The organism is Pandoraea morbifera (genome assembly GCF_902459575.1).
In the GTDB taxonomy this organism is placed as follows: Bacteria; Pseudomonadota; Gammaproteobacteria; order Burkholderiales; family Burkholderiaceae; genus Pandoraea; species Pandoraea morbifera.
Genome location: NZ_CABPSD010000009.1, coordinates 130,089 through 154,674, shown reverse-complemented (window position 1 = coordinate 154,674; position 24,586 = coordinate 130,089). Strand labels below are relative to the sequence as shown.

At 66.0% G+C, this 24,586-nt stretch carries 20 protein-coding genes and 1 pseudogene; 10 read left to right on the top strand and 11 right to left on the bottom strand.

Annotated features, from left to right (window positions below; translation table 11 throughout):
• Nucleotides 1-184: 184 nt before the first annotated feature.
• Nucleotides 185-2,473 (bottom strand): NADP-dependent malic enzyme, encoded by a 2,289-nt coding sequence (locus PMO31116_RS15985; RefSeq protein ID WP_150567593.1) that lies wholly within the window; start codon nt 2,471-2,473, stop codon nt 185-187.
• 205 nt (nt 2,474-2,678) lie between these two features.
• On the opposite strand from PMO31116_RS15985, the gene PMO31116_RS15980 reads away from it, so the two are divergent.
• The 4 genes from PMO31116_RS15980 to PMO31116_RS15965 all read left to right on the top strand — a co-directional run bounded on the left by PMO31116_RS15980 (nt 2,679) and on the right by PMO31116_RS15965 (nt 6,089).
• Nucleotides 2,679-3,641, top strand: a complete 963-nt coding sequence (locus PMO31116_RS15980; RefSeq protein ID WP_150567592.1) for a LysR family transcriptional regulator — start codon at nt 2,679-2,681, stop codon at nt 3,639-3,641.
• 176 nt (nt 3,642-3,817) lie between these two features.
• Nucleotides 3,818-5,119, top strand: a complete 1,302-nt coding sequence (locus PMO31116_RS15975; protein WP_150567591.1) for an autotransporter strand-loop-strand O-heptosyltransferase — start codon at nt 3,818-3,820, stop codon at nt 5,117-5,119.
• A gap of 29 nt (nt 5,120-5,148) precedes the next feature.
• On the top strand, nt 5,149-5,676 hold the full coding sequence (locus tag PMO31116_RS15970) for a helix-turn-helix domain-containing protein (protein ID WP_150567590.1): 528 nt from the start codon (nt 5,149-5,151) through the stop codon (nt 5,674-5,676).
• Entirely contained in the window at nt 5,673-6,089 is a 417-nt protein-coding gene (locus PMO31116_RS15965) for a VOC family protein (RefSeq protein WP_150567589.1), read from the top strand. The genes PMO31116_RS15970 and PMO31116_RS15965 overlap by 4 nt, the downstream gene beginning before the upstream one ends.
• 24 nt (nt 6,090-6,113) lie before the next feature.
• On the opposite strand, the gene PMO31116_RS15960 is transcribed toward PMO31116_RS15965, so the two are convergent.
• Both PMO31116_RS15960 and PMO31116_RS15955 read right to left on the bottom strand, forming a co-directional pair.
• The gene (locus PMO31116_RS15960; RefSeq protein WP_150567588.1) at nt 6,114-8,312 is read right to left on the bottom strand and encodes a putative bifunctional diguanylate cyclase/phosphodiesterase; all 2,199 of its coding nucleotides are present in this window, start codon (nt 8,310-8,312) and stop codon (nt 6,114-6,116) included.
• Between the two features lie 342 nt (nt 8,313-8,654).
• Nucleotides 8,655-9,671, bottom strand: coding sequence for a transporter (locus PMO31116_RS15955; protein WP_150567587.1), 1,017 nt, complete (start codon nt 9,669-9,671; stop codon nt 8,655-8,657).
• Between the two features lie 358 nt (nt 9,672-10,029).
• Between PMO31116_RS15955 and ppk2 the strand changes: the two genes are divergently transcribed.
• Nucleotides 10,030-10,956, top strand: a complete 927-nt coding sequence (gene ppk2, locus PMO31116_RS15950; protein ID WP_150567586.1) for a polyphosphate kinase 2 — start codon at nt 10,030-10,032, stop codon at nt 10,954-10,956.
• Between the two features lie 37 nt (nt 10,957-10,993).
• On the opposite strand, the gene PMO31116_RS15945 is transcribed toward ppk2, so the two are convergent.
• Nucleotides 10,994-12,451, bottom strand: a complete 1,458-nt coding sequence (locus PMO31116_RS15945; protein ID WP_150567585.1) for an ATP-binding protein — start codon at nt 12,449-12,451, stop codon at nt 10,994-10,996.
• A 164-nt stretch (nt 12,452-12,615) separates the two neighbouring features.
• Nucleotides 12,616-13,317: pseudogene (locus tag PMO31116_RS15940) on the bottom strand (response regulator); the annotation flags it as partial.
• Between the two features lie 463 nt (nt 13,318-13,780).
• Between PMO31116_RS15940 and PMO31116_RS15935 the strand changes: the two are divergent.
• On the top strand, nt 13,781-14,392 hold the full coding sequence (locus tag PMO31116_RS15935) for a hypothetical protein (RefSeq protein ID WP_150567583.1): 612 nt from the start codon (nt 13,781-13,783) through the stop codon (nt 14,390-14,392).
• A 207-nt stretch (nt 14,393-14,599) separates the two neighbouring features.
• Here PMO31116_RS15935 and PMO31116_RS15930 read toward each other — a convergent pair whose 3' ends face one another.
• Nucleotides 14,600-15,730 (bottom strand): Rossmann-fold NAD(P)-binding domain-containing protein, encoded by a 1,131-nt coding sequence (locus PMO31116_RS15930; RefSeq protein WP_246185326.1) that lies wholly within the window; start codon nt 15,728-15,730, stop codon nt 14,600-14,602.
• A gap of 15 nt (nt 15,731-15,745) precedes the next feature.
• Between PMO31116_RS15930 and PMO31116_RS15925 the strand changes: the two genes are divergently transcribed.
• From PMO31116_RS15925 to PMO31116_RS15910, 4 genes are all read left to right on the top strand, one after another.
• On the top strand, nt 15,746-16,780 hold the full coding sequence (locus tag PMO31116_RS15925) for a CDP-6-deoxy-delta-3,4-glucoseen reductase (protein ID WP_150567582.1): 1,035 nt from the start codon (nt 15,746-15,748) through the stop codon (nt 16,778-16,780).
• Nucleotides 16,781-17,057: 277 nt separating this feature from the next.
• On the top strand, nt 17,058-18,317 hold the full coding sequence (locus PMO31116_RS15920; protein WP_150567581.1) for an acetylornithine transaminase: 1,260 nt from the start codon (nt 17,058-17,060) through the stop codon (nt 18,315-18,317).
• A gap of 87 nt (nt 18,318-18,404) precedes the next feature.
• Nucleotides 18,405-18,902 carry a GNAT family N-acetyltransferase gene (locus PMO31116_RS15915; RefSeq protein WP_150567580.1) on the top strand — a complete coding sequence of 166 codons (498 nt, stop codon included), beginning with the start codon at nt 18,405-18,407 and terminating at the stop codon, nt 18,900-18,902.
• Entirely contained in the window at nt 18,899-19,378 is a 480-nt protein-coding gene (locus PMO31116_RS15910; RefSeq protein WP_150567579.1) for a GNAT family acetyltransferase, read from the top strand. Before PMO31116_RS15915 ends, PMO31116_RS15910 begins: the two co-directional genes overlap by 4 nt.
• 113 nt (nt 19,379-19,491) lie before the next feature.
• Here PMO31116_RS15910 and PMO31116_RS15905 read toward each other — a convergent pair whose 3' ends face one another.
• The 5 genes from PMO31116_RS15905 to PMO31116_RS15885 form a co-directional block, all read right to left on the bottom strand.
• Nucleotides 19,492-20,205, bottom strand: a complete 714-nt coding sequence (locus PMO31116_RS15905; RefSeq protein WP_150567578.1) for an ABC transporter ATP-binding protein — start codon at nt 20,203-20,205, stop codon at nt 19,492-19,494.
• Nucleotides 20,205-20,978: an ABC transporter ATP-binding protein gene (locus tag PMO31116_RS15900; protein ID WP_150567577.1), complete on the bottom strand. Its 774-nt coding sequence runs from the start codon at nt 20,976-20,978 to the stop codon at nt 20,205-20,207. Before PMO31116_RS15900 ends, PMO31116_RS15905 begins: the two co-directional genes overlap by 1 nt.
• Nucleotides 20,979-20,999: 21 nt before the next feature.
• Nucleotides 21,000-22,136, bottom strand: a complete 1,137-nt coding sequence (locus PMO31116_RS15895; RefSeq protein ID WP_246185325.1) for an ABC transporter permease subunit — start codon at nt 22,134-22,136, stop codon at nt 21,000-21,002.
• 18 nt (nt 22,137-22,154) lie between these two features.
• Nucleotides 22,155-23,105 (bottom strand): branched-chain amino acid ABC transporter permease, encoded by a 951-nt coding sequence (locus PMO31116_RS15890; RefSeq protein ID WP_023594597.1) that lies wholly within the window; start codon nt 23,103-23,105, stop codon nt 22,155-22,157.
• Nucleotides 23,106-23,316: 211 nt separating this feature from the next.
• Entirely contained in the window at nt 23,317-24,525 is a 1,209-nt protein-coding gene (locus PMO31116_RS15885) for a branched-chain amino acid ABC transporter substrate-binding protein (protein ID WP_150567576.1), read from the bottom strand.
• Between the last annotated feature and the right edge of the window lie 61 nt (nt 24,526-24,586).

Sequence of the window (24,586 nt, the reverse complement as noted above, 5' to 3'; positions counted from 1 at the left end):
TCGCCGCTTGCGCAAGACATCGGCAAGTCGCGTTGCGCGGCTGCGCAAACGACGAAGCCCCGCGGGCCGGGCGGCGCATCGTGTCGATGCGCTCGCCTGTCCCGACGGGGCTCGCGAAGGTCCTCGGCGATCGCGTTCGGCGCAGCATCGGGCGCTTGTCCCGGATGGCGGCGCCGAGCGTACGTCAGTCCCGATTGGCCTGAATGACCGTAAGCGCGGTCATGTTGATGATGCGTCGCACGGTCGAGCTCGACGTGAGCACGTTGACCGGCGCGCCCACGCCCAGCAGGAACGGTCCGACGGCCACGTTGCTGCCGGCGCCCGTCTTGAGCAGGTTGTAGGCGATGTTGCCGGAATCGACGTTCGGGCACACCAGCAGGTTGGCGGCGCCCTTCAGACGCGATTGCGGCAGAATGCGGCTGCGCAGGCCTTCGTCCAGCGCGCAATCGCCGTGCATTTCGCCGTCGATCTCGAGCTCCGGCGCCTGAGCCGTGACCATCTCCAGCACGCGACGCATCTTCGTGCCCGACGCCGCACTGCCCGACCCGAAGTTCGAACGCGAGAGCAGCGCCACCTTCGGGTTGAGGTTCAGCCACGACATCTGCTTTGCCGCCGCCAGCGTGAATTCCGCAATCTGCTCGGCCGTCGGATCGTCGTTGACGTGCGTATCGACCAGCGCCACGGTGCGTTTGTCGAGCAGCAGGATATTCATCGCGGCGTAAGTCTTCGCGCCTGCCTGCTTGCCGATCACTTCATCGACGAAACGCAGGTGGTCGTGATAGGCGCCCACGGTGCCGCAGATCATGCCGTCGGCATCGCCCAGGCGCACCATCATCGCGCCGATCAGCGTGAGGCGGCGGCGCATTTCCACACGCGCCATTTCTTTGGTGATGCCGTCTCGGCAGCGCAGCTCCCAATAGCTCGTCCAGTACTGGTGGAAGCGCTCATCGTAGTACGGGTTCGTGACTTCGACGTCCTCGCCCAGACGCAGGCGCAGGCCGAACTTCTCGATGCGGGCGAGCAGCACTTCGGGGCGGCCCACGAGAATCGGGCGGGCCAGCTTCTCGTCGACGATGACCTGGACCGCGCGCAGCACACGCTCTTCTTCGCCTTCGGCGAACACGATGCGGGCCTTGCCGCCGTCTCGCACCAGTTGCTTCGCGGCCGAGAAGATCGGCTTCATGAACGCGCCCGAGTGGTACACAAACTGCTGGAGCTGATCGGCGTACGCGTCGAAATCGGTGATCGGACGCGTCGCCACGCCATCCTCCATGGCCGCGCGTGCCACGGCCGGCGCGATGCGCACGATCAGTCGCGAATCGAACGGCTTAGGAATCAGGTATTCCGGCCCGAACGACAGGTCATACGCACCATAGGCGGTCGCGACGGAATCGTTCGGCTCTTCCTGCGCGAGCCCGGCGATCGCGTGCACCGCGGCGATTTCCATGTTGCGCGTGATGGTCGTGGCGCCCACGTCGAGCGCGCCGCGGAAGATGTACGGGAAGCACAGCACGTTGTTGACCTGGTTCGGGAAATCCGAACGGCCCGTGGCGAGCACCACGTCCTCGCGCGCGGCGCGGGCCACTTCCGGGAAGATTTCCGGGGTCGGGTTGGCGAGCGCCAGAATCAGCGGGCGCGCGGCCATCGTCGCGAGCATTTCCGGCTTGAGCACGCCACCGGCGGACAAGCCGAGGAAGACATCGGCGCCCTCGATCACTTCGGCAAGCGTGCGCTTGTCTGTCTTTTGCGCGAAGCGGGCCTTGTCCGGGTCCATGCCGACGGTGCGGCCTTCGTACACGACACCGTCGATGTCCGTCGCCCAGACGTTCTCGATGGGCAGGCCGAGGTCAAGCATCAGATCGATACAGGCGAGCGCGGCGGCGCCGGCACCGGAAGTGACGACCTTCACTTCGCGGATGTCTTTGCCCACGACCTTCAGGCCGTTGATGAACGCGGCGCACACGGTGATCGCGGTGCCGTGCTGATCATCGTGGAAGACCGGAATCTTCATCCGTTCGCGCAGCTTGCGCTCGACGGTGAAGCACTCGGGGGCCTTGATGTCTTCGAGGTTGATGCCGCCGAACGTGGCTTCGAGGCTCGCGATGATCTCGACAAGCTTGTCCGGGTCGCTTTCCGTGATTTCGATGTCGAAGACGTCGATGCCCGCGAACTTCTTGAAGAGCACGGCCTTGCCTTCCATGACAGGCTTGGACGCCAGCGCACCGATATTGCCCAGGCCGAGCACGGCCGAGCCGTTGGTGATCACGCCAACCAGGTTGCCGCGCCCGGTGTACTTGAACGATGCAGCCGGGTCCGCCGCGATTTCCTGGCAGGGGATGGCCACGCCCGGGGTGTAGGCGAGCGCCAGATCGCGCTGCGTGACGAGCGGTTTGCTCGCCGTGACGGAAATCTTGCCCGGGGTCGGGAACTGGTGATATTCCAGGGCGGCCTGGTGATCGTTGTTGGTGCTCATGGCAATGTCGTCCTCGGTGAATGTCTCGACTCTGGTTTGCGCTGCACAACCGTTCTTTTGACGGCTCCGGCGATGTCGCATCAGAGGTGAAGCCATTCTAGGCAGCCGCCAGCCGGGGGCGATTCTGAATTACTATGGGGGCATCACGTTTTCTTATAAGCCCGGCATATCGGGGGTTCCAGGGGATTCAGGACAGATGGGGGCGGTGCCATTCGATACCGGGGAAGTGGTCCGGCGCTTGACCACTCGGCTCAAGATGCGACATCTCGTGCTGTTGCTGCAGATCCAGCAGCACGGGTCGCTCACGCGGGTGGCCGAACACATGGCGACGAGCCAGCCCGCGGTAACGAGCGCGCTGGCCGAGCTCGAGAGCATGCTCGGCGGCCCGCTCTTCGACCGCACCCCCCGCGGCATGACGCCCACGCCGCTGGGCGACGTGGTTCTGGCCCGCGCGCAGGCGATGGTGCACGACCTCGACCACCTGACCCGCGACATCGAAGCCGTGATGGCCGGTCACGCGGCCCGGCTGCAGGTCGGCGTGATTCCCTACATCTCGGGCAAGACCCTGGCGGCGGCTATCCAGCAGACACTCGCGCAGATCCCGCAACGGCTGACCGTCACCCTCCACGAGGGCACCAGCGAGGCGCTGATGGCGCAACTGCGCGACCACACGCTCGACGTCGTGATCGGGCGCGCGGCCGCCAGCGTCGATCTCTCGCAGGTGCAGTTCGAGGTGCTGCACCACCAGATGCCGCGCGTGGTCGCCAGCCGCCGTCTGGCCGCACGGCTCGGGCGCAGCGCACCGGTATGGGCGCAGCTCGCCGAACTCGACTGGGTCATGGGCGCCCCACACACGCCGATGCGCGACCAGCTCGCCGACCTTTTCCTGCATGCGGGCGTGGTACCGCCGGTGCCGATCGTCGAGAGCTTCTCGTCGCGCCTGACCGGCGAGCTTCTTGCCAGCAGTGAACGCGCAGTGTCACTGCTGCCGGCCGATATCGCGGAAGAACTCGTGCGCATCGCCGGCGTGGCCATCGTGCCGTGGTCGCTTACCTGGACGCTGCCACCCGTGGCGATGTTCACCCGTCGCGAGAATCCACGCGAGACCCATCGACTGTTCACCCAGGCCCTGCGGGCCCAGTACCAGTCGATGACCGCGGCGCCCTGAGCGGCGATACGCTCTCGGTCGGGCCGGTGGCCGGGAAAGGCGCAAAGGCACGGAAAGGGGAGAAAGGCCGCGGAAGGGTCTTTTGAGGTGAATACCGGCCAATTTCGCGAAAAGCGCCCGTTTCCACTCGTTTGCCGCCCGATTGGCAAGCAAGCGACTGGCGTAAGGTGTCGTCCATGAACGACATCGAGTCTCCCCCCGCCGGCCCCCCCACGCCCTCCCTCGACGGTTCGCCCTCGTCGGCGGCGGATATCGCGCTCCCTCCCGGCGCGGCCAGCGCCCCGATCGCCGCATTCGCGCCGTCGCCCCGACAGATTTTCCTCTCGCCGGCGCTGCTGCCGACGCAAGTCGGTCCGGCCGGCCTGCGGTACGACTTCAACGACGGGGCACGGGTGGTGATTCCCGACTTCGGCCAGCCGCTGCCGTGGCGGGTGCGACTGAGCGATTTGCGCAACGACGCCACACTCGCCGACGTGTCCCTGTCTTCCGGGGTGGTGCGCAGCCCCGCGAAATACTACGTACCGTATGGCATCACGATCTGGCTGAACGACGTCGTGGTCTTCGAGCATCGTTACGACGCCCGGCATCAGGACGTGCTTGTCCAGTTCCCGCTCGCCGCCCTGGGCGACGTGCTCGGCTGGCTGCCATATGCCCTGCGTTTTTCCGATGTCCACGGATGCCGCCTTGCCTGCGTGGTTACGCCGGGGGTTGCCGCGCTGTTCCGCGACGCGTATCCCGACGTCGACTTCGTCGCGCAGGACCAGGTCGAGCGACGCAAGTATTACGCGACCTACAACGTCGGCCTGTTCTTCGACGACAAGGCACTCGTCCAGCAACCGCGCGACTTTCGGGAGACGGGCCTGCATCGCACGGCCGCGCACATTCTCGGCGTGGACGACAGCGAGGTGCGTGCGCGAACCGCACTGCCGGACACGTCGCGCCCAATGGCGGCTGACTACGTGTGCATCGCGGTGCAGAGCACGGCGCAGTGCAAGTACTGGAACCACCCGGATGGCTGGGAGACCGTCGTGGCGGGCTTGCGTGCGCGTGGCCTCGAGGTGGTGTGCATCGACCAGAAGCCGCGGCACGGCAAGGGCGATTTCTGGCAGTGCGTGCCCGAGGGCGCCATCGACGCCACGGGCGATCTGCCGCTGACCGAACGGGCGCGATGGCTCGCCAACGCGCGCGCCTTTGTCGGGCTGTCGAGCGGACTGTCGTGGCTCGCATGGACCATGCGCACGCCAACGGTGCTCGTCTCCGGCTTCACGCTGCCGCACAACGAGTTCGACACGCCGTACCGCGTCTTCGCGCCGCAGGTATGCACCGGGTGCTGGCACGATCCGGCACTGCGCTACGACCACGACGACTTCCACTGGTGCCCGCGCCACCGGGGCACACCCCGCGCGTTCGAATGCACGCGGGCGATCACGCCCGAGAGGGTTCTCGCGGCCGTGGACCGCGCGTTGGGCATAAACTAGTCGCTCCCTCCACGCCAATCGCGAATCTCATGGTCTCCCACGCAGGTCCCCGCGCCCGCGCGGCGCCTTCAGACACCGCACCGGCGCAAGTGCCGGCCCTGCTGCGCCGCCTGCTGCGGGCGAAGGACCGCATGGACGCCGCTTCGCACGAGGCCTGGCCGGTCCGGCGCCTTGCCGCGGTGAGCGGGACCTCCGAGGCGCATTTCGCGCGCTCGTTCAAGCAGGCCTTTGGCCTGCCCCCGCATCGCTACCTGCTCACGCGCCGCATCGAGCAGGCGAATACGCTGCTGCGCGACACCGACATGAGCATCACCGACATTGCGTTGGCCACCGGATGGGAAAGCGTGGGCACGTTCGGCCGCATCTTCCGCGTCATTACCGGGCACACGCCCGGCAGCGCTCGTGTAAGGGCCCGGCAAGCAGGACATGAACTCGATCGCGTGCCGGCCTGCGTGCTGAAAGCAGCGCAACGACCCGACCTCAACATCGCAGTTTTGGAGAAGCGCCGCCGCATGCGCGAAGGTAAAGTCGGCACATCAACCAAGGAGCACTCATGAACTCAGGTATCGGTGTGGTGGGACTTTACGTCGACGATCAGGATACGGCCCTCGCGTTTTACGTCGACAAACTCGGCTTTCACGTCCATACGGACGTGCGCAACGGTCCATATCGGTGGCTGACGGTACAACACCCGGATCAGCCGTCCTTCCAGCTCGGGCTGTTCCGGCCCGGCCCCCCCATTCACGACGAGGCGAGCGCACGGACGCTCGACGCGATGGTGGCCAAGGGCGCAATGCCGCCGCTCGTGCTGTATGTGGACGACTGCCGCGAGAGCTACACCCGGATGCGGGCGAAGGGCGTGGAATTCACGCAAGCGCCAGTCGATCGATACGGCAGCGTCGACGCAGGCTTCCGGGACCCGGCCGGCAATGGCTGGAAGATGATTCAGGCAGCAAAATCCGCCGGGTGATCGCCGTGGCGCCGCGCGCCACGCTCACGCGAAGCTCCACCGGCGCTGGGGCCCCTGCCCGATGCCGAAGGTCTCCCCGAACTCACGCGCGGGCATCGGCACGCCGAACAGGTACCCCTGACCTTCGTCGCATCCGAACCGCCGCAACGTGTCGCGTTGCGCCACGGTCTCCACGCCTTCGGCGATCGTGTGCAGGTCGAAGCTGCGCGTCATGTCCACGAGGGCGCGAACGACTGACGCATCGCGCTCGGCCTCCATCATGGCCTGCACGAACGACCGGTCGATCTTGATTCGGCTGAGCGGATAGCGCCTGAGCTGGCTGATCGAGGCATACCCCGTTCCGAAGTCGTCGAACGCGATGCCCACGCCGTGCCCGCGAAGGCGCTGCAACGCGTCGAGCACCACGTCGTCTTCGAGCACGATGCCCTCGGTGACTTCGAGCTCCAGCGCGTGGGGCGGTAATCCATGCCGGTCGAGCGCCGTCATCACGTCGTGGGCGATGTTCCCAACGCGGAACTGCAAGCCGAACAGGTTCACCCCCATCCGGAACTGCGGCGCGCCCTGACGCCGCCAGAACGCGGCCTGCGAGCATGCCTCGTCGATCACCCACGCACCGACGGTGGCCGCGAGCGGCCCGCGTTCGAGCGCCGGCAGGAACGCCGCGGGCGAGAGCAGACCGCGCTGCGGATGTCGCCAGCGAATCAACGCTTCCGCACCGGTGAGCGAGCCGTCGCGCAAATCCACCTGCGGCTGGTAGAACAACACGAACTCGCCGTCGCTCACCGCGCGATGTAATTCGATGTTGTAGACGCGGCGCTCGACGGCCTCCGCACGCAGGGCATCAACGTAGACGAAGACCTGGCTCGGACCGTGCCGTTTGGCACGCGAGAGCGCCAGATCGGCATTGCTGATCAGGCTCAACGCCTCCTTGGCATGCATCGGCTTGACCGCGATGCCGCAGCATGCCGTGACCCGCACGTCGAAGCCGTCGACGACCATCGGCTCGGCCACGGCGGCGGCCGCCGCGTCCGCAAGATGCCGCGCATCGGCGGCCGTGGTCACCCCCGGCAGCAGCAGCCCGAATTCGTCGGCGCCCACGCGCGCGACCGTATCGATCGGCCGAACGCTGCGACACAGGCGCCGGGAGACTTCACGCAGAATGGCGTCGCCCACCGCATGCCCGAGCGTGTCGTTGACGTCCTTGAAGCCGTCCAGATCGAGGATCACCACGGCGGCGCCGTTGCGGCATACCGATGCCACCTCCGTGTCGCGGTAGAAGCGCGCGCGATTCGCCACGCCGGTAAGCGCATCGGTGCTCGCCAGACTCCGGTCCGCATCCGCCTCGCGCCGCGCCACCCCCAGGTCGTGAACATGGGCATTGAACGTCGGCACGCCGTTCTCTCGCCAGCAAAACAGCGAGACGCTCATCGGAAACTCGCTTCCGTCCTTTCGTAAACCGAACAGATTTTCCGGCATGGCCATGCCGTCGACCGTGCCCGCGAGCACAGCCTGTTCGAAGTGGTCGTACAGCGGCCCGCGCCCCCGATCGGAGACGAGCGACAGGACGGCACGCCCGCGGCCCTCGGCCACGTCGTAGCCATAGAGCGAGGCAGCGGCCTGATTCCAGTCTAGGATCTCGCCGGTGGCACTGAAGCGGATCATGGCCGTCGGCGACCGACGCTCGGGCTCGGCGAACGTGTGCCTGTCGCGCTCGATAAACAATTCGACGCGGCGCAGTTCGAGACGATCGGACGCCATCTTCGCCAGTTCTCGCAGGCGCTCTCGATCCACGTTGGAGAAATGGGGATTCGGCTGTGTGTCCATGATGCAGATCGCCCCGAGCGCGTGGCCACCGACCGACAGCAACGGCACGCCGGCGTAAAACCGCACGCTCGCGGCGCCGGTGACGAGCGGATTGTCATGGAAACGCTCGTCGGCGTGCGTGTCCGGCACGACCATCACGCCGTCCTGAAGAATCGCGTGTGCGCAGAACGAAGCGTCGCGACTCATGTCGACGCCGTCGCAACCAAACCCCGTGGCCGCGGCAAAAAATACATGATCATCGCCAACCATGTTGACCGCGGCCACCGGCACGTCGAACATGCGCGCGGCGATCTGGACAACAGCATCGAGACTCGGCAGCGGACGGTCACTTCCCAGACCGTATTCAGCCAGCGCCGCGAGTCTCTCGGTTTCCATCGGCGATACAGGGGGACACTTCATTGTCGGTCTCCTCGCCTGAAAGCGGTTGAATGGACTCTCTCTGGTCAATCCTCGATTCGAAGAATTATACGAGGAAGACGAATGCTTTCGCTGCCCATTTAGTTCGTCATGCAAATGGAATTTTGAATAATGAGATGGACGTGCGCCGCACGGTTTTGCCATCGCCTCCCCCGCAGCAACGCACCGAGCCCGCGTAAGATGCGCGCAGTCGACTTCAAACCTTGGTTTTGAACGATCGTTTAAAGCACGGCCCACCCGCGACGCCGGAATGTTCGGCGATCGTCACGGAGCGCGTGACATGGCGGCGGCGATGGGGTTCGGGCGGCCGTTGCGCCGCCGCGATCACTCCGGCCGCCGGCGAAACGCCCACCAGCCCGCCGCCGCCGTGCCTGTGGCGACAATCGCCACGAGGACCCAGAAGCCGTGAGGATGATCCGAGAGCGGAATACCGCCCACGTTCATGCCGAAGAAGCCCGCCACGATGTTGATAGGCAACGCCAGCACCGTCACGACGGTGAGCGTGTAGATGGTGCGATCCGTGCGTTCGCTCACCATTGCCGCAATCTCTTCCTGCAGCAGCTTGATGCGCTCGAGCAATGCGCAGAGGTCGTTGAGCACCACCGCGAACTCCTCCGTCGCCTGGCGAAACTCCTGCACGTCTTCCGCGTGGCCCCAGGCCGGCGGGCGGCTGAGCAGGCGAAACAGCGCGGCAGGCTCCGGCGCCAGCAGACGCTGCAGCCGGACGAGCACCCGGCGCAGCGAGCCCAGATCGGCGCGATTGCTCTCGATGCGTTGCTGCAACAGGCGGTCTTCGACCGTATCGACCCGGCGGCTCGTCTCGCGCACGATGCGCTCGAGCACGTCGGCCTGGTCGCGCAGCAGGTGCACCAGCAGCGCAAGCGGCGAGCGGAAGGCGTCGCCGCGCTTGACCGACGCGCGTAGCTTGTCGATCGAGCGCAATGGCTTTACGCGTCCGGTCACCAGCAGTCGTGCGTTGGCCGCCACACGTAGCGTTGAAATTTCGGATTGCGCGATATCGAACGCGAAGATCACGTCGTTGATGACGGCCAGCAGCCAGTCGTCGGAATGTTCGATGCGCGTGGAGCGCGACCCCTCGCTCAGGCTGTCGTAGAACTCGCCGGGGATCGACAGGTGCTGTTGCAGCCACTTCTCGCATGCCGCATGCGCGAAGTTGAAATGCAGCCATAGAAATCCCTGCGCACGCTCGCCCTGCGCCAGCCACGCCAGCGCGTCGTCCGAATCGATCGGCTCCGGCGACGCGCCATCGACGAAGCGGTAGCCATAGATCAGGCCGGCCTGATCGCAGCCGTAAGCGTTGTGAATCAGGTCAGCGAACATGCGCGCGGTGTCTGAACGAGCGAGAGGAATCACGGGTGCCGCACCGCATGGCGGTGGGAGGGGCCATCATGACAATGTCATATTTCGCTTTCGTGACAACGCTTTCACCGGCGCCGCCGCGCAACGAGACTCTGGCACCCCATACGTCGCGCAGTTGCGCAATTGCCGGCTTCGCCGGCGCCACGCGTTCGTCAACGCCATGCGGTTGTCATAAAATCGTCGCATACTCGACGCAGCCTCACGAACGCGCCGAACGCGGCCCTCCGCCCGGCGCCACGGCGCAGGCCGTCTGCCCGTCGCCCCCCCCCCGGACTTTACGGGTGCCCTTCGTCTTTCCGGCTCGCAAGAGATCGCCGCCATGACCAAATTCGATTCCGACGCCGCCCATACGCCCGACGACAGGCTCGCGCGCCGTCTGCAGGACGACCTGATCGACAGCTACGACGAAGAGATCGAGATGGAGATCGATGATCTTCGCCTGCCCGGCCTGAACGACCTGACCGATGCCGCGCGAGACGATCGTCTGCACTATTTCCGCGATCTGTTCCGGCTGCAGGGCGAGCTCGTCAAGCTCCAGGACTGGGTGATCCGCAGCCGTCACCGCCTCGTCGTGATCTTCGAGGGCCGCGACGCGGCCGGCAAGGGCGGTGCGATCAAACGCATCACCCAGCGCCTGAATCCGCGTGTATGCCGCGTGGCCGCCCTGCCTGCGCCCAACGACCGGGAGCGCACGCAGTGGTACTTTCAGCGCTATGTGCAGCATCTGCCCGCAGCGGGCGAGATCGTGCTGTTCGACCGCAGCTGGTACAACCGCGCGGGCGTGGAGCACGTGATGGGATTCTGCACCCAGGACGAATACGAGGAGTTCTTCCGCTCGGTGCCCGAGTTCGAAAAGATGCTGGTGCGCAGCGGCATCCAGATCGTCAAGTACTGGTTCTCGATTTCCGATGAAGAGCAGGAAGCGCGCTTCATGGCGCGGATTCAGGACCCGCTCAAGCAATGGAAGCTCAGCCCGATGGATCTCGAAAGCCGTACGCGCTGGGAGAAATACACCGTGGCCAAGGAAGTCATGCTCGAACGCACCCATATTCCCGAAGCGCCCTGGTGGGTCGTGCAGGCCGACGACAAGAAGCGCGCCCGGCTGAACTGCATTCACCACCTGCTCGCGCAGGTGCCTTATCACGACGTCGAGCGCTCGCCGGTGGTGCTGCCCGAGCGCGCGCGCAGCGACGACTACATGCGTCACCCCGTTCCGCCCGAGATGATCGTGCCGGAAATCTATTGACATCGGGCGGCGACGGGGCGACGCCGCCCCTGCGGCGTCACGCCATCGATCCGGCGGCCCGAGCGCCTGCCGCGTCCTGTCCCCGGCATACCGGGCGTCCGGAGAGCCCCGGCAGGATCGGCAGGCACAGCGTCACCCGCAAGCCACCGCCTGGCGACCTGTCCAGCCGAACACTCCCCCCGAGCCCCTCCACCAGACGGCCGACGAGCGCCAGACCGAGTCCGCAGTGCCCCTCGCCGCCGCGCGACGCGTCGAGCCGTACGAACGGGCGCATCGCCAGCGCCACCTGATCCTCGGCGATCCCCGCGCCGCAATCGCTCACTTCGATGTACCCCGCCGCGCCGTCGCACCACGTTGCGAGCCGCACCGGCGGCTCGCCATGCTCCAGCGCATTGTCCACGAGGTTCGACATCACCCGATCGAGCAGCGTGCGCGGAAGCTGAAACGCTTCGCCCGCGCGCAGGTGACAAACGAACAGCGAACCGTCTTCGTTCGGCGCGTCGGCCGCCGGCGCATTCGAGGCACATGACGCCTCCGATCCCGGCACGGTGACCGGGATGGATGGCACGGGAGCGGCAGGGCAGGCGCCCGGTGTCGACGGGGCTTGCGTGTCTTCATCCGCCGGAAATTGCTCGCGCAGGAACGCGTCGACGCTTACGAGCGGGCTCGTGTCCGCCTCATCGCGGGCGTACGCGAGGAACTGCTGCACGATGTGATCGATGGACTTGATGTCGCGCACGAAGCCTTCGCGCGAGCCTTCGTTGTCGATCAGGTCCGCGCGCAGACGCAGTCGCGTGAGCGGCGACTTGAGGTCGTGCGCAATGCCGGCGAGCATGATCGCCTGATTGTCCTCGGCCTCGGCCAGGCGCTTGGCCATGTCGTTGAACGCGTGCGATAGGTCGCGCAGTTCGTGCGGTCCTTGCTCCGGCAGCAGCGCCGGGCGGCGCCCGCGGGCGATTACACGGGCGGCCTGCGCCACGCGGGCGATGGGCCGCTGCATTTGCCAGGCGACGAGCAGCGCGAGCAGCACGGCACCGATCAGAATGCCGACCGTCTCTCGCACGAACGGCGGCATGGGCGGCAGATCGAGGCCGATGACGATCCATTCCGTGTGTTCGGGCAGCAGCACCCACAGATTGCCGCGCTTGCGCTCGTTGACCAGATGCAACTGCGTGCCCGGCGGCAGACGCGAGAGCAATTCATGCCGCAGCCGCGACGCACGCGCGTCGTCGGCTTCGGCGGCAAACGCCGGCGCGTCGGCCAATGGCACACGGCGCAAGCCGTGCGGCGGCGCGAGACTGCCCGGATCGACGGCGCTTTGATCCACGCTCCGAATGGCCACGAGCAGTCCGCGCGCAAAGCCGTCGACCTGCTGGCGAGGGCGCTGGTAGAACACCAACGCGCTCCACACCAAATGCATCACCAGCAAGACGGCAATGCCCAGCCATGCCATGCGCGCAAACAACGAGTCGCGCAGCAACCGGCGCCAATTCACGCCGTCGACTCCCGCCAGCCGCGCACGGCGCCACGGTTCGCCGCAGCGGGCGCAAGCGGCATGCCGCCGGCATCGGCATCGAGATCGTCGGCGCCGCCGACACCGCCCGTCCCTTCCGCGCCTCCGGAGCGTTCGCCCGTCTCGGACGCGGCGTCCTCGGACAATTCACCGCCCGGTACGAACACGTACCCCTTGCCGCGAATCGTCTGGATGTAGCGCGGCTCGGACGGGTCGGCCTCGATGAGACGCCGCAGGCGCCACACGGGCACGTCCAGGCTCCGGTCGCGAAAGGCAATGCCGTCGCCGTACAGCATGGCATGCAGTTTCACGCGCGGCAGCACCTGCATCGGATGCTGCGTGAACGCCTTGAGCATGGCGAATTCGGTGTCGCGCAGTGGCAGCCGCTCGCCCTCGCGCAGCAACGTGCGTAGCGAGTAATCGAGCTCGAACGGCCCGAAACGATACGGCGCGCGTGCGTCGGGCGCGCTCGCCGCCACGGGCCCGCGGCGGCGCAGCACGGCGTGAATTCGGGCGAGCAATTCGCGCGGATCGAACGGCTTGGCCAGATAGTCGTCGGCCCCCAGCTCGAGCCCGAGCGCCCGGTCGAGCGGCCCGCCGCGCGCGGACAGCATGATGACCGGGATGTCTTCGCCGGCGGCTCTCAGGTCCTGAAGCGCGCGCAGGCCGTCGCGCTCCGGCATCATGATGTCGAGCAGAATCACCGACGGGCGCTCGAGTTCGAGGCGGCGCAGCAACGACGCCCCGTCGTGCAGCACCGAGACCTGCATGCCATTGGCATGCAGCAATTCGCGCAGCAGGTCGCGCACGACGGGATCGTCGTCGACCAGAAGGACATGCAGACTCATGAATCTCTCTCGGTAATTGAAATGGGGCACGGCCGGCATACTGGAGAGCGCCTTCAGCGCACTCGAAAATCGATCCGGCGACGACGAGGCGCGCCGCCTGCGGACGCTCGACGCCGATCCCTGCCCCGGCAAACGCCAGGCCCGATGCGGTGCTACCCCCGGCGCGCCGATCCCAGTGGACATGATTCGTGCTCTCCTCGATGTCGAGAGGCACCGAAGTTTGCACGTCCGCCCGTTCCGGCGTTGGCCGAAGCATCTTATAGAATGACGCTCAATCCTTATGTAAGAAAGGATTGGAAAGGCGCCTCCGGACCGCGACGAAAACGCCGCAGTCGCGAAAAGCCAGAAATTTGGAAAATAAGCCGACGTTGCGCGGCATAGCATGCAATTATAGCTTTCCGGCCGTACCCGCGCCGACACCACGGCGCGGTCCGCACCGCCCGAGACGGGCATCGGAGGCAGCATGTGCCGAGCCATCTTCACGTTGTGCAGCCGCGCCGCCATGTGCGCTGCGCTCGCCAGCCTTGCACTCGCCCACGCGCAGGCCGCGCCGGACGCCTTGCCCGGCGCGTCCGTGGGCCCCGGCGCGCAAGGCGAGCTGCGCAATTTCGGCCACGATCCGTTCCTTCACATTTCATCGGCCATCGCCGACTGCCCAACCCCGCTGGGGCCTGCCATGCGCGAGTCGGACTGGCTTGCCGAGGCGCATCACCGCATCGAGAAAGGCAACCACTGCTGGCTGGAGGGGCGATGCCGCCTGTCAAACAGCTATCGATACGACGCCGAGATCGCCGAGTCAGCCCAGCGCCGACTCTCGAGCCTGGCCGCCGCGTTGCCGTGGGCGTCGAAAACATCGCTCTGGCTCACCTTCCAGCGCCGCATCGTCGTCGTGCAGGGCTGCGTCGCGCCAGGCTTTCCCATGGCCAAGTTCATCAAGGCGCTCGCAGAGACGGCCGACGTCGAAGCGGTCGTCGATCAGACCGTCGTACGCCGCCCCGGCGCGCCGCTCCCGCGCCTGACCTATCCGACGCCGGCGCACCCGGAACTGCCGGAAGGCGCGCGCGCGCTGCCGTAATCGGGCGGTTCAACGCTGATCACAAAGTCTCAACAACTGGAATCGGCTTGCACCGCCCCATTGATTAGGATCGCCAACAGGTCCGCGCCGCGCGCAAGCCATTAACGTGCTCCCGAGCCGTGACGCCTTTCACGACGCCCGGCGAGAGCGACCTGCGCGAGGCCACGACGGGACTCGCACCGTTGCGGCCGATCGTCACCCCCCCGTTCAGGCGCTATCACCGGGTGGCACGGACGGGGCCGGGGACGCCGAGGGGACGGAAAGGGTTGGATGGCGCAGAGGCGCAAGCGTGGCCAGCAGCGCCGCCACGTCCGGATATGCCAGCCGGTAGCCCAACTCGCGTTTGAGGCGCGTATTGTCGAGCCGACGCGATTCCGACATGAACGACAGCAGGGTCGGCTCCAGCACACGTTGGGCTTCGTCGCGCGACACGCGCGGGGCCCGCGGTAGCCCGAGTGCATCGGCCACCCGATCGAAGTACTCGCCCATGCGCCACTCGGTGTCGTCGCTCGCATGAATCACGCGTTGCGTCTTGCCCCGCCACATCGCGCGAATCAGGATCGCGGCGAGATCGTCCGCATGAATGTGATTGGTGAAGACGTCGTCGGCCGGCAGCAATGCCGGCGTGCCGCGTTGCAGACGCCCCACGGGCAGACGGTCGGCCGCGTAGATGCCGGGAATGCGTACGAGCGTCGTGCGCCACGGGGTGCGCGCGTGCACCGGTCCACGCCAGCCCGCGCGCGCGCCGCCGGCAGTCGGGCTCAAGGCGCGCGCGGGTCCGGCTGCCAGGGTGCGCCGCGTGTTCCGGGCGTGCGATGCCGGACGACCCAGCATGCGCACGGTGCGCTCCGCGTCGACGCGCCGCTGCCCGCGCGGCGAGCGCGGCGACGGCGTGCGTGTCTCGTTCACCCGCGCGCCGCCACAGTCGCCGTACACCCCGCTGGTGCTCGCGTAGACCAATATCCGGCGCGGTTGTCGTGGCATGGCCCGATGCCCCTCGTCGGGTACAATGACGGGCTTCGGCGCTCGGGTCAGCGCGGCGCGCAAGCGGCGGGTGCGAAGGTCCAGCCGGCCGCTGCCGGCCACCCCGGCGGGCGGCGCCAGATGCAACACCCGAGGCGCCAGGCGGCCGATGCGATGCAGACTCGCGGCATCGTCCAGATTCGCGACGACGGGCACGGCGCCGGCCGCGCGCAAGGCCGCGTGGCGCGCATCGCTGGAAGTCACCGCGAAGACGCGAAAGCGCTTGACGAGGGCGGGCAGTGCACGCATGCCGACGTCGCCGCAGCCCACCACGAGCAGGCGCGGACGACCGAAGAGTTTCGACGAATTTTTCATTTTTCGGATTGTAGTATGGCTTACAACGTTACCCTCGTGCCGAGCGGGCGCGAGTTCCAGGTCGAAGACGGCGAGGCCGTGCTTTCCGCGGCGCTGCGCCAGGGCATCGGGCTGCCTTATGGCTGCAAGAACGGCGGTTGCGGGTCGTGCAAGGCCAAGCTCGTCGAGGGCGCCGCCGAGCATGGTGCGCACTCGAGTTCCGCATTGTCGAAGGACGAGGAAACGCGCGGCTTCGCGCTGCTGTGCTGCGCGCACGCCAAGAGCGATCTGATCGTGGAATCGCGCGAGGTCAAGGGCATCGGCGACATTCCGGTCAAGCGGCTGCCGTGCCGGGTGAACGCGCTGGAGCGTCGCGCAGACGATGTGATGGTCATGCGCCTGCAACTGCCCGCCAACGAGCGGTTCCAGTACCTTGCCGGCCAGTACATCGAATTCATCCTGAAGGACGGCAGGCGCCGCAGCTACTCGATGGCCACCGCCCCCCATGAGGAAGGCTTCATGGAGCTGCACCTGCGTCACATGCCCGGCGGCGTGTTCACGGACCACGTGTTCGGCCACATGAAGGTGCGCGAGATCCTGCGCTTCGAAGGCCCGCTCGGCACGTTCTTCCTGCGCGAGGACTCGGACAAGCCGATCGTGCTGCTGGCCTCGGGCACCGGCTTCGCGCCGATCAAGGCCATCGTCGAGCACGCCGTTCACAAGGGGCTCACGCGGCCGATGACGCTCTACTGGGGCGCGCGTCAGTTGAAAGACATCTACATGCGTGACCTCGCCGAGCAGTGGGCGCGAGAGATCCCTGGCTTCAAGTTCGTGCCCGTGCTCTCCGAGGCCGCGCCGGAAGACCAGTGGCAAGGCCGCACGGGCTTCGTGCACCGCGCCGTGGCCGAAGACCTGCCCGATATGTCGGGCTACGAGGTATACGCCTGTGGCGCGCCGGTGATGGTCGAGTCCGCACGCCGCGACTTCGTCGCCCACCACCGGCTGCCGGAAGACGCCTTCTTCGCCGACGCCTTCACCACCGAGGCCGACAATCCGGGCGGTGGTCAGTGACACGCGGCGCCACATCGCGCCGGCCCGCAGATGCACGCACGCCACAGTGCGTGCATACCCTTTGACAAGCGCCGCTTGAGCGCTTTATGCTTGCCAACATGAACCTGACCGCCATCGCCTCGATCCGACGTCGCCGTACGCTGCCCCAACCGGGATGCCGCGCGGCACGCTATCGACTGCGATAACACGCAAGTTCTCAAGCACAGCGAAGCCACGGGCAACCCCCGTGGCTTTTTTTATTTCCTCGTCTCTTCCACCTTGCCCTTCGGAGACCGTCATGTCGCTTGCCCAAACGTCCGCCACCCCCGCACCCGCCGCATCAAAATCGGCGCGCAGCGCGAAGTTCTCCGAATTCGCCACCGGTGCGCTGCTCCCCATCACGACGCGTCCCGATCTCGTGTTCACGCACGGCAAGGGCGGCTGGCTTTACGATCACGAAGGCAAGCGATACCTGGATTTCATCCAGGGCTGGGCCGTGAACAGCCTCGGCCACTGTCATCCGGTGATGCGCGATGCGCTCGCCACGCAAGGCTCGCTGCTGCTCAACCCAAGCCCGGCGTACTACAACGTGCCGATGATCGAACTGGCCGATCTGCTCGCACGGCTCTCCGGACTCGGCAAGGTCTTCTTCGCCAACAGCGGCGCCGAGGCAAACGAGAGCGCCATCAAGCTCGCGCGCAAGTGGGGGCAGTTGCACCCGAACGCGGCAGGCGGTGCGCGCTACGAGATCATCACGTTCAAGAACGCATTTCATGGCCGCACGCTGGCCACCATGTCGGCCAGCGGCAAGCCCGGCTGGGACACGATCTTCGCGCCCCAGGTGCCGGGCTTCCCGAAGGCGGAGCTCAACGATATCGCCTCGGTCGAAGCCCTCATCGGCCCCGACACCGTTGCCGTGATGCTCGAACCCATTCAGGGTGAAGCAGGCGTGGTGCCGGCGACCGACACGTTCATGAAGGCGCTGCGCGAACTCACCAAGGCGCGCGGCCTGTTGTTGATCGTGGACGAAGTCCAGACCGGATGCGGACGCACGGGCACGATGTTCGCGCATCAGCAGGCCGGCGTGGTGCCCGACATCATGACGCTCGGCAAGGGCATCGGCGGCGGCGTGCCGCTCGCCGCCATGCTGTGCGGCGACGCGTTCGCGGTGTTCCAGCCCGGCGACCAGGGCGGGACTTACAACGGCAACCCGCTCATGTGCGCCGTCGGCCTCGCGGTCATGCGCACCCTCGCCGCACCGGGCTTTCTCGAATTCGTGCGGGCGCAGGCGGACTATCTGAGCGCCGGCCTGCAACATCTGTCCTCGCGCTACGGCGGCCAGGGCGAGCGCGGCGCGGGTTTGCTGCGCGCGCTGATGCTCGGTCGCGACATCGGTCCGCAGTTGGTCGAGGCCGCGCGCGACATGGCCCCGGATGGCCTGCTGCTGAACTCGCCGCGTCCCGGGCTGCTGCGTTTCATGCCCGCGCTGAACGTAAGTCGGGACGAGATCGATCAGATGCTCTCGATGCTCGATTCGCTGCTCGCGAGGCACGGCTGACCCCAGGCCGTCGGCGCCGGCGCCCCGGGAATGCCCCGGGGCAATGCCGCACACGGCGCCCCAAAGACATCCACGGAGACCCCTTCCATGAACGACCTCAGCCACGGGCACCCGACCCCACCGGCCGACGCCATCGTCGAGATCTCGTCCGATCCGGCACGGCTCGACATCGCCTACATTCATTACGCGCTCTCGACACAAACGCACTGGGCCAGGGACATTCCCAGGGACACGCTCATGCGCGCTGTCGCGAATTCGCTGTGTTTCGGCGCGTACGCCACACACGTCGAAGGCGGGCCGTCGCGTCAGGTCGGCTTCGCGCGCGTGATTACCGACCGTGCCACCTTTGCCTACCTTGCCGATGTGTTCGTCGATCCGTCGATGCGCGGCCTGGGCATCGGCAAGCGCCTTTGCGAAAATGTGCTGGCGCATCCCGCGCTGCAGCGCCTGCGTCGGTTTCTGCTTGCCACGACCGATGCCGCGGGTCTCTATGCCCGTTATGGCTTCGAACCGCTCGGTCCGGTCAACAAGATGATGCAGATCCACCGCCCCGATATCTACACCGGCCCACAGGAAGCGCCATGATCGCCACGCCCGCCGAGATTCATATCCGCGCGTTCGACAACGCCGACACCGACGCGGTGCTGGCGCTGTGGCGCGACGCGTTCCCGGAATACAACGCCCCGGACAAGCCGCATCGCGAACCGCGTCGCTCGATCGCCAACAAGGTGGCGATGCGCGACGGTCTGTTCTTCGTTGCCGTGCGCGATCGCAAGATCGCCGGCACGGTGATGGCCGGCTACGACGGGCATCGCGGCTGGGTGTATTCGCTGGCCGTCGCGCGCGCGCTGCGCCGCCGCGGCGTGGCAAGCGCCCTGCTGCGCCACGCGGAAGCCGCGCTGGCCGAGCGTGGTTGCCTCAAGCTCAATCTGCAAGTGCTCACCCAATCGCGCGAAGCCCTGGCGTTCTACACGGCACATGGCTACGCGGCCGACGACGTGGTGAGCCTCGGCAAGCGCCTGCCGCTCATGTCGCCCGCGAACGTTTGGCTATCGCACTGACACAGCGGAACGGCGCGCACACGCAAAAAAACAAGGGCGCCGAAGTTGCCTTCGGCGCCCTTGTCTCGTCGCGATGCGATCACGTCGGCGCTTGCCGACGGATCGCCGCCGACTCACTCGCCCAGGTAGGCGGCACGCACCTTCGGATCGTCGAGCATGTCCTTCGCGTCGCCGGTCATGGTGACGAGCCCGCTGTCCATCACGTAGCCGCGGTGGGCGGCCTGCAGCGCCAGACGCGCGTTCTGCTCCACGAGCAGCACCGTCACGCCCTCCGCCGACACCGTGCGCACCACCTCGAAGATCTTCTCGACCATGATCGGCGAGAGCCCCATCGACGGCTCGTCGAGCAGTAACAGCTTGGGCTGGCTCATGAGTGCACGCGCCATGGCGAGCATCTGCTGCTCACCGCCCGAGAGCGTGCCGGCGAGCTGGTCCTTGCGCTCCTTCAGACGCGGGAAGATGCCGAACATCTTGTCGACGTCCTGCTTGATGCCCGCGTTGTCGTTGCGCAGATAGGCGCCCATCTGCATGTTCTCGAGAATGGTCATGCGCGTGAAGATGCCGCGACCTTCCGGCACCATCGCCAAGCCTTGCTTGAGCAGATCGAACGCCTTCACGCCGCGAATCGACTTGCCCAGGTACTCGATGTCGCCATCGGCCCACGGCAGCAGCCCCGTGATCGCCTTCATCGTGGTCGTCTTGCCGGCGCCGTTCGCGCCGATGAGCGTCACCAGTTCACCGGGCTGGATGCTCAGGTCGATGCCCTTGACCGCCTTGATCCCGCCGTACGCGACTTTCAGGCCCTTGATCGTCAACATTGCGCTCATCAATGGCCTCCCGAACCCAGATACGCTTCAATCACCGCCGGATTTTTCTGCACATCCTGCGGCAAACCTTCGGCAATCACCTTGCCGTAATCGAGCACCGTCATGCGATTGCACAACCCCATCACCAGCTTCACGTCGTGCTCGATGAGCAGAATCGTCTTGCCGTCGCTGCGGATCTTGTCGAGCAGGCCGCGCAACTCGACCTTCTCGGTCGCGTTCATGCCCGCGGCCGGCTCGTCGAGCGCGAGCAGCTTCGGATCGGTCGCCAGCGCACGCGCGATCTCCAGACGGCGCTGGTGGCCATACGAGAGGTTCGCCGCCGTGTAGTTGGCATACTTCGCCACGCCCACGTATTCGAGCAGCTCCATCGCACGATCGCGAATGGCGCGCTCTTCGGCCTTCGCCCCCGGATGGCGAAGAATGGCGCCGATCACGCCCATCTTCGTGCGCACGTGGCGACCGACCATGACGTTCTCGATCACGGTCATGCCACCGAACAGGCGAATGTTCTGAAACGTGCGGGCAATGCCCGCGCGCGCCACTTCGTGCACGGCAGTCGGTTTGTAGGACGTGCCGTCGAGACGGAATTCGCCCGAGTCGGGGGTGTAGAGACCGGTGATCACGTTGAAGAACGTGGTCTTGCCGGCGCCGTTCGGGCCGATCAGCCCGTAAATCTGCCCCGGCCGGATCTCCAGGCCCACATCGGTGAGGGCCTGCAGACCGCCGAAGCGCTTGTTCACGCCCTTGACGGACAGAAGAATTTGTTCGCTCATAGTCAGATCGTCTCCCTCGACTTACAGTGTCCGCTCTTCCGGACGCGGCGACGGCCACAGGCCGGCCGGACGGTACAGCATGATCAGAATCATGGCCAGACCGTACAGCAACTGCCGGATCACTTCGGGATCGACGATGACGCTACCGAACAACTGCGTCTGCAACGGGCCCATGGTCGAGCGCAGCACCTCGGGGAACGCCGAGAGCAGCACACCGCCCAGGATCACGCCCGGAATGTGGCCCATGCCGCCGAGCACCACCATCGAGAGCACGATGATCGACTCCCAGAAAGTGAACGACTCGGGCGAGACGAAGCCCTGGAACGCCGAGAACATGCCGCCGGCAACACCGCCGAACGACGCGCCCATGGCGAATGCGAGCAACTTGATGTTGCGCGTGTTGATGCCCATCGCCTTGGCGGCGATTTCGTCTTCACGAATCGCGACCCAGGCGCGTCCGATGCGCGAATGCTGCAAGCGCACGCAGACGAACGCGATGAGCAGCGCAAGGAACACGAACAGGTAGTAGTACATGTACACCGAGCTGACCTGGAACCCGAAGACGCTATGCGCCTTCGAGAAATCGAAGCCGAACAGCGATGCGGGCTGGATGCCGGTGATCCCCTTCGGGCCATTGGTGATGTTCACCGGCCGGTCGAGGTTGTTCATGAAGATGCGGATGATCTCGCCGAAGCCCAGCGTCACGATGGCCAGATAGTCGCCGCGCAGGCGCAGCGTCGGCGCACCGAGCAGGATGCCGAATATCGCCGCGACCGCCGCCCCGATCGGAATCGTGAACCACACCGGCACATGCAGTCCGTTCGGGAACAGATGCGCGATCCATTCGAACTGCGTGGTGAGGTGCGGCGAACTGAGGAATGCCGTGACGTACGCGCCCACCGCATAGAACGCGATGTAACCCAGATCGAGCAGGCCGGCGAAGCCCACCACGATATTCAGGCCCAGCGCGAGCATGATGTAGAGCAGCGCGAAATCGAGCACGCGCACCCAGTAGTTGCCGCCGGCATAGCCGACGAGCACAGGCGCGAAGATCGCGGCGATCAGGAAGAACGCCAGGCCACGATAGGCCTTGCGCGTGGCGGCCGCCGCAGAAATCTGCGTGGTGCCGCCGTTGGAGGTTTGCACGGGTTGATTCATGGTATCGATCCTCCCCGCTCAAGCACGATCGGCCACGCGTTCGCCGAGCAGACCGCTCGGACGGAACACCAGCACCACGATCAGCACGACGAAAGCGAACACGTCCTGGTAGTTGCTGCCGAAGACGCCACCGGTCAGATCGCCGATGTAGCCGGCGCCCAACGCTTCGATGAGGCCGAGCAGCACGCCGCCGACCATGGCGCCCTGCAGGTTGCCGATGCCGCCGAGCACTGCCGCCGTGAACGCCTTCATGCCGGGAATGAAGCCCATGTAGAAGTGGACGTTGCCGTAGTTCGACGCCATCATCACGCCCGCGAGCGCCGCGAGGCCGCCACCGAGCGCGAAGGTCGCCGAGATCACGAAGTTGGGGTTCACGCCCATCAGGCCCGCGACGTTGCGGTTTTCCGCCGTCGCACGCATGGCGCGGCCGAGCTTGGTGCGGTTCACGAGTTGCGTGAGACCGAACATGACGAGGAAGGCGACCACGACGATCACGATGCCCGTGCCATTGGTCACGGCACCCGCATGCTCGCCGCGTTGCGGGATCACGGTCATGGCGTCGGTGGGCAGCAACTGCGGGAACGAGAGGGGGTTGCGCGACCAGATCAGCATGGCGATCGTCTGCAGGAGCAGCGACACGCCGATGGCCGTGATCAGCGGCGCGAGACGCGGCGCGTTGCGCAACGGCCGGTAGGCCACGCGCTCGATCACGAAGTTGGTCAAGGCACAGACCGGCATGCACACGAGTGTGGCAATGGCCAGCATGAGCGCCGGGTTCATGTCCGGCGCGATCTTCAGCAACAGGTTGATGGTGGACAGCGCGACCATCGCGCCGATCATCATCACGTCGGCGTGGGCAAAGTTGATGATGCCCAGAATGCCATAGACCATCGTATAGCCCAGTGCAATGATCGCGTAGACGCTGCCAAGCACGAGGCCGTTCAAGATTTGTTGGATAAAGATATCCATGAAGCTAACTCCTTGTCCCGAAAACGGGCTCTCGACACGCTTGCCCGATAGGGCGCGCGAGGGGGTCGAGAGAACTGCGGGTAATGAGGCGTAATCCTGTGTCAGGAAAGGGGCCGTGCCCGTCATGCAGGCACGGCATCGTTCCGCAGATGAAGAAACGGCACCGAACGGGTAGGCAACGGTGCCGTCTCATGGCGCAAGCGCCCGGGAGTTACATCTTCACCACGTCGAGCACGCTCTTCTTCTTGTCCTTGTAGTTGTAGAGCGTGATCACCGGCTCCTTCATGTCGCCCTTGCTGTCGAAGGCGATGTGGCCAATGACACCCTTGTAGTCCGTGGCCGGCATGGCGGCCAGGATCTTCGCCGGGTCGGCCGAGTTGGCGCGCTTCATGGCGTCGATGATCACGTTGACGGCGTCGTACGTGAACGGGGCGTAGATCTGGATCGGCTGGTTGAAGCGGGCTTCATAGCGCTTGGAGAAGTCCGCGCCGTTTTCCATCTTCGACAGCGCCATGCCCGCTTCCGAGCAGACGATGTTGTCGATGGCGTCGCCGGCCAGCTCGGCCACCTTGTCGGTACACACGCCGTCGCCGGCGAGCACCTTGGCGCCGATGCCCAGTTCCTTCGACTGCTTGGCGAACGGGCCGCCGGTCGCGTCCATGCCGCCGTACATGATGATGTCCGGACGCTCACCCTTGATCTTCGTCAGAATCGCGCGGAAGTCCGTGGCCTTGTCGTTGGTCGCGTCGTGCGAGAGGACCTTCATGCCGTTGGCCTTGGCGGTCTTCTCGAACTCGTCGGCCAGCCCCTTGCCGTAGGCCGTCGCGTCGTCGACGATGGCGACCGACTTGGCGTTGAGCGACTTGGTGGCGTAGTTGGCCAGCGCCGGACCTTGCTGGGCATCGGTGGCGACCACACGGTAGGTCGTCTTGAAGCCCTGCTGCGTGTAGGCCGGGTTGGTGGCCGACGGGGAGATCTGCACGATGCCCGCATCGCTGTAAATCTTCGAAGCCGGAATCGTCGTGCCGGAGTTCAGGTGGCCCACCACGGCGACGACCTTCTCGTCGACGAGCTTCTGGGCAACCTGCGTGGCGGTCTTCGGATCGGCGGCGTCGTCTTCAGCCACCAGTTCCAGCTTGACCGGCTTGCCGTCGATCGTCAGGCCGGCCTTGTTGGCCTCTTCGATGGCCAGGCGTGCACCATTTTCGTTATCTTTGCCCAGGTGAGCAATCTGGCCCGTCAGCGGTGCAACGTGGCCAATTTTGACTACAACCGCATCGCCGCCCCCGCTGGCGGCAGTCGTCGCGGCGGGTGCAGAAGCGGCACCCGAATCGGCCTGCTTTTCTTCCTTCTGGCCGCAGGCCGCCAACAGCGTCACTGCGGCGACTACGGGCAGTACCTTCGCGAACTTGAGGTGCATGTGATTATCTCCTGATTGTCGGCGTATATTGATTAACGCCAATGACGCCAATTCGACGTTT

What these genes read in the sequence shown, in the direction of transcription:
- PMO31116_RS15985 (WP_150567593.1), bottom strand. Translation starts at nt 2,473, where the DNA reads ATGAGCACCAACAACGATCACCAGGCCGCCCTGGAATATCACCAGTTC.
- PMO31116_RS15975 (WP_150567591.1), top strand. Translation starts at nt 3,818, where the DNA reads ATGAACGACATCGAGTCTCCCCCCGCCGGCCCCCCCACGCCCTCCCTC.
- PMO31116_RS15970 (WP_150567590.1), top strand. Translation starts at nt 5,149, where the DNA reads ATGGTCTCCCACGCAGGTCCCCGCGCCCGCGCGGCGCCTTCAGACACC.
- PMO31116_RS15965 (WP_150567589.1), top strand. Translation starts at nt 5,673, where the DNA reads ATGAACTCAGGTATCGGTGTGGTGGGACTTTACGTCGACGATCAGGAT.
- PMO31116_RS15960 (WP_150567588.1), bottom strand. Translation starts at nt 8,312, where the DNA reads ATGAAGTGTCCCCCTGTATCGCCGATGGAAACCGAGAGACTCGCGGCG.
- PMO31116_RS15955 (WP_150567587.1), bottom strand. Translation starts at nt 9,671, where the DNA reads ATGTTCGCTGACCTGATTCACAACGCTTACGGCTGCGATCAGGCCGGC.
- ppk2 (WP_150567586.1), top strand. Translation starts at nt 10,030, where the DNA reads ATGACCAAATTCGATTCCGACGCCGCCCATACGCCCGACGACAGGCTC.
- PMO31116_RS15935 (WP_150567583.1), top strand. Translation starts at nt 13,781, where the DNA reads ATGTGCCGAGCCATCTTCACGTTGTGCAGCCGCGCCGCCATGTGCGCT.
- PMO31116_RS15930 (WP_246185326.1), bottom strand. Translation starts at nt 15,730, where the DNA reads ATGAAAAATTCGTCGAAACTCTTCGGTCGTCCGCGCCTGCTCGTGGTG.
- PMO31116_RS15925 (WP_150567582.1), top strand. Translation starts at nt 15,746, where the DNA reads ATGGCTTACAACGTTACCCTCGTGCCGAGCGGGCGCGAGTTCCAGGTC.
- PMO31116_RS15920 (WP_150567581.1), top strand. Translation starts at nt 17,058, where the DNA reads ATGTCGCTTGCCCAAACGTCCGCCACCCCCGCACCCGCCGCATCAAAA.
- PMO31116_RS15915 (WP_150567580.1), top strand. Translation starts at nt 18,405, where the DNA reads ATGAACGACCTCAGCCACGGGCACCCGACCCCACCGGCCGACGCCATC.
- PMO31116_RS15910 (WP_150567579.1), top strand. Translation starts at nt 18,899, where the DNA reads ATGATCGCCACGCCCGCCGAGATTCATATCCGCGCGTTCGACAACGCC.
- PMO31116_RS15905 (WP_150567578.1), bottom strand. Translation starts at nt 20,205, where the DNA reads ATGAGCGCAATGTTGACGATCAAGGGCCTGAAAGTCGCGTACGGCGGG.
- PMO31116_RS15900 (WP_150567577.1), bottom strand. Translation starts at nt 20,978, where the DNA reads ATGAGCGAACAAATTCTTCTGTCCGTCAAGGGCGTGAACAAGCGCTTC.
- PMO31116_RS15895 (WP_246185325.1), bottom strand. Translation starts at nt 22,136, where the DNA reads ATGAATCAACCCGTGCAAACCTCCAACGGCGGCACCACGCAGATTTCT.
- PMO31116_RS15890 (WP_023594597.1), bottom strand. Translation starts at nt 23,105, where the DNA reads ATGGATATCTTTATCCAACAAATCTTGAACGGCCTCGTGCTTGGCAGC.
- PMO31116_RS15885 (WP_150567576.1), bottom strand. Translation starts at nt 24,525, where the DNA reads ATGCACCTCAAGTTCGCGAAGGTACTGCCCGTAGTCGCCGCAGTGACG.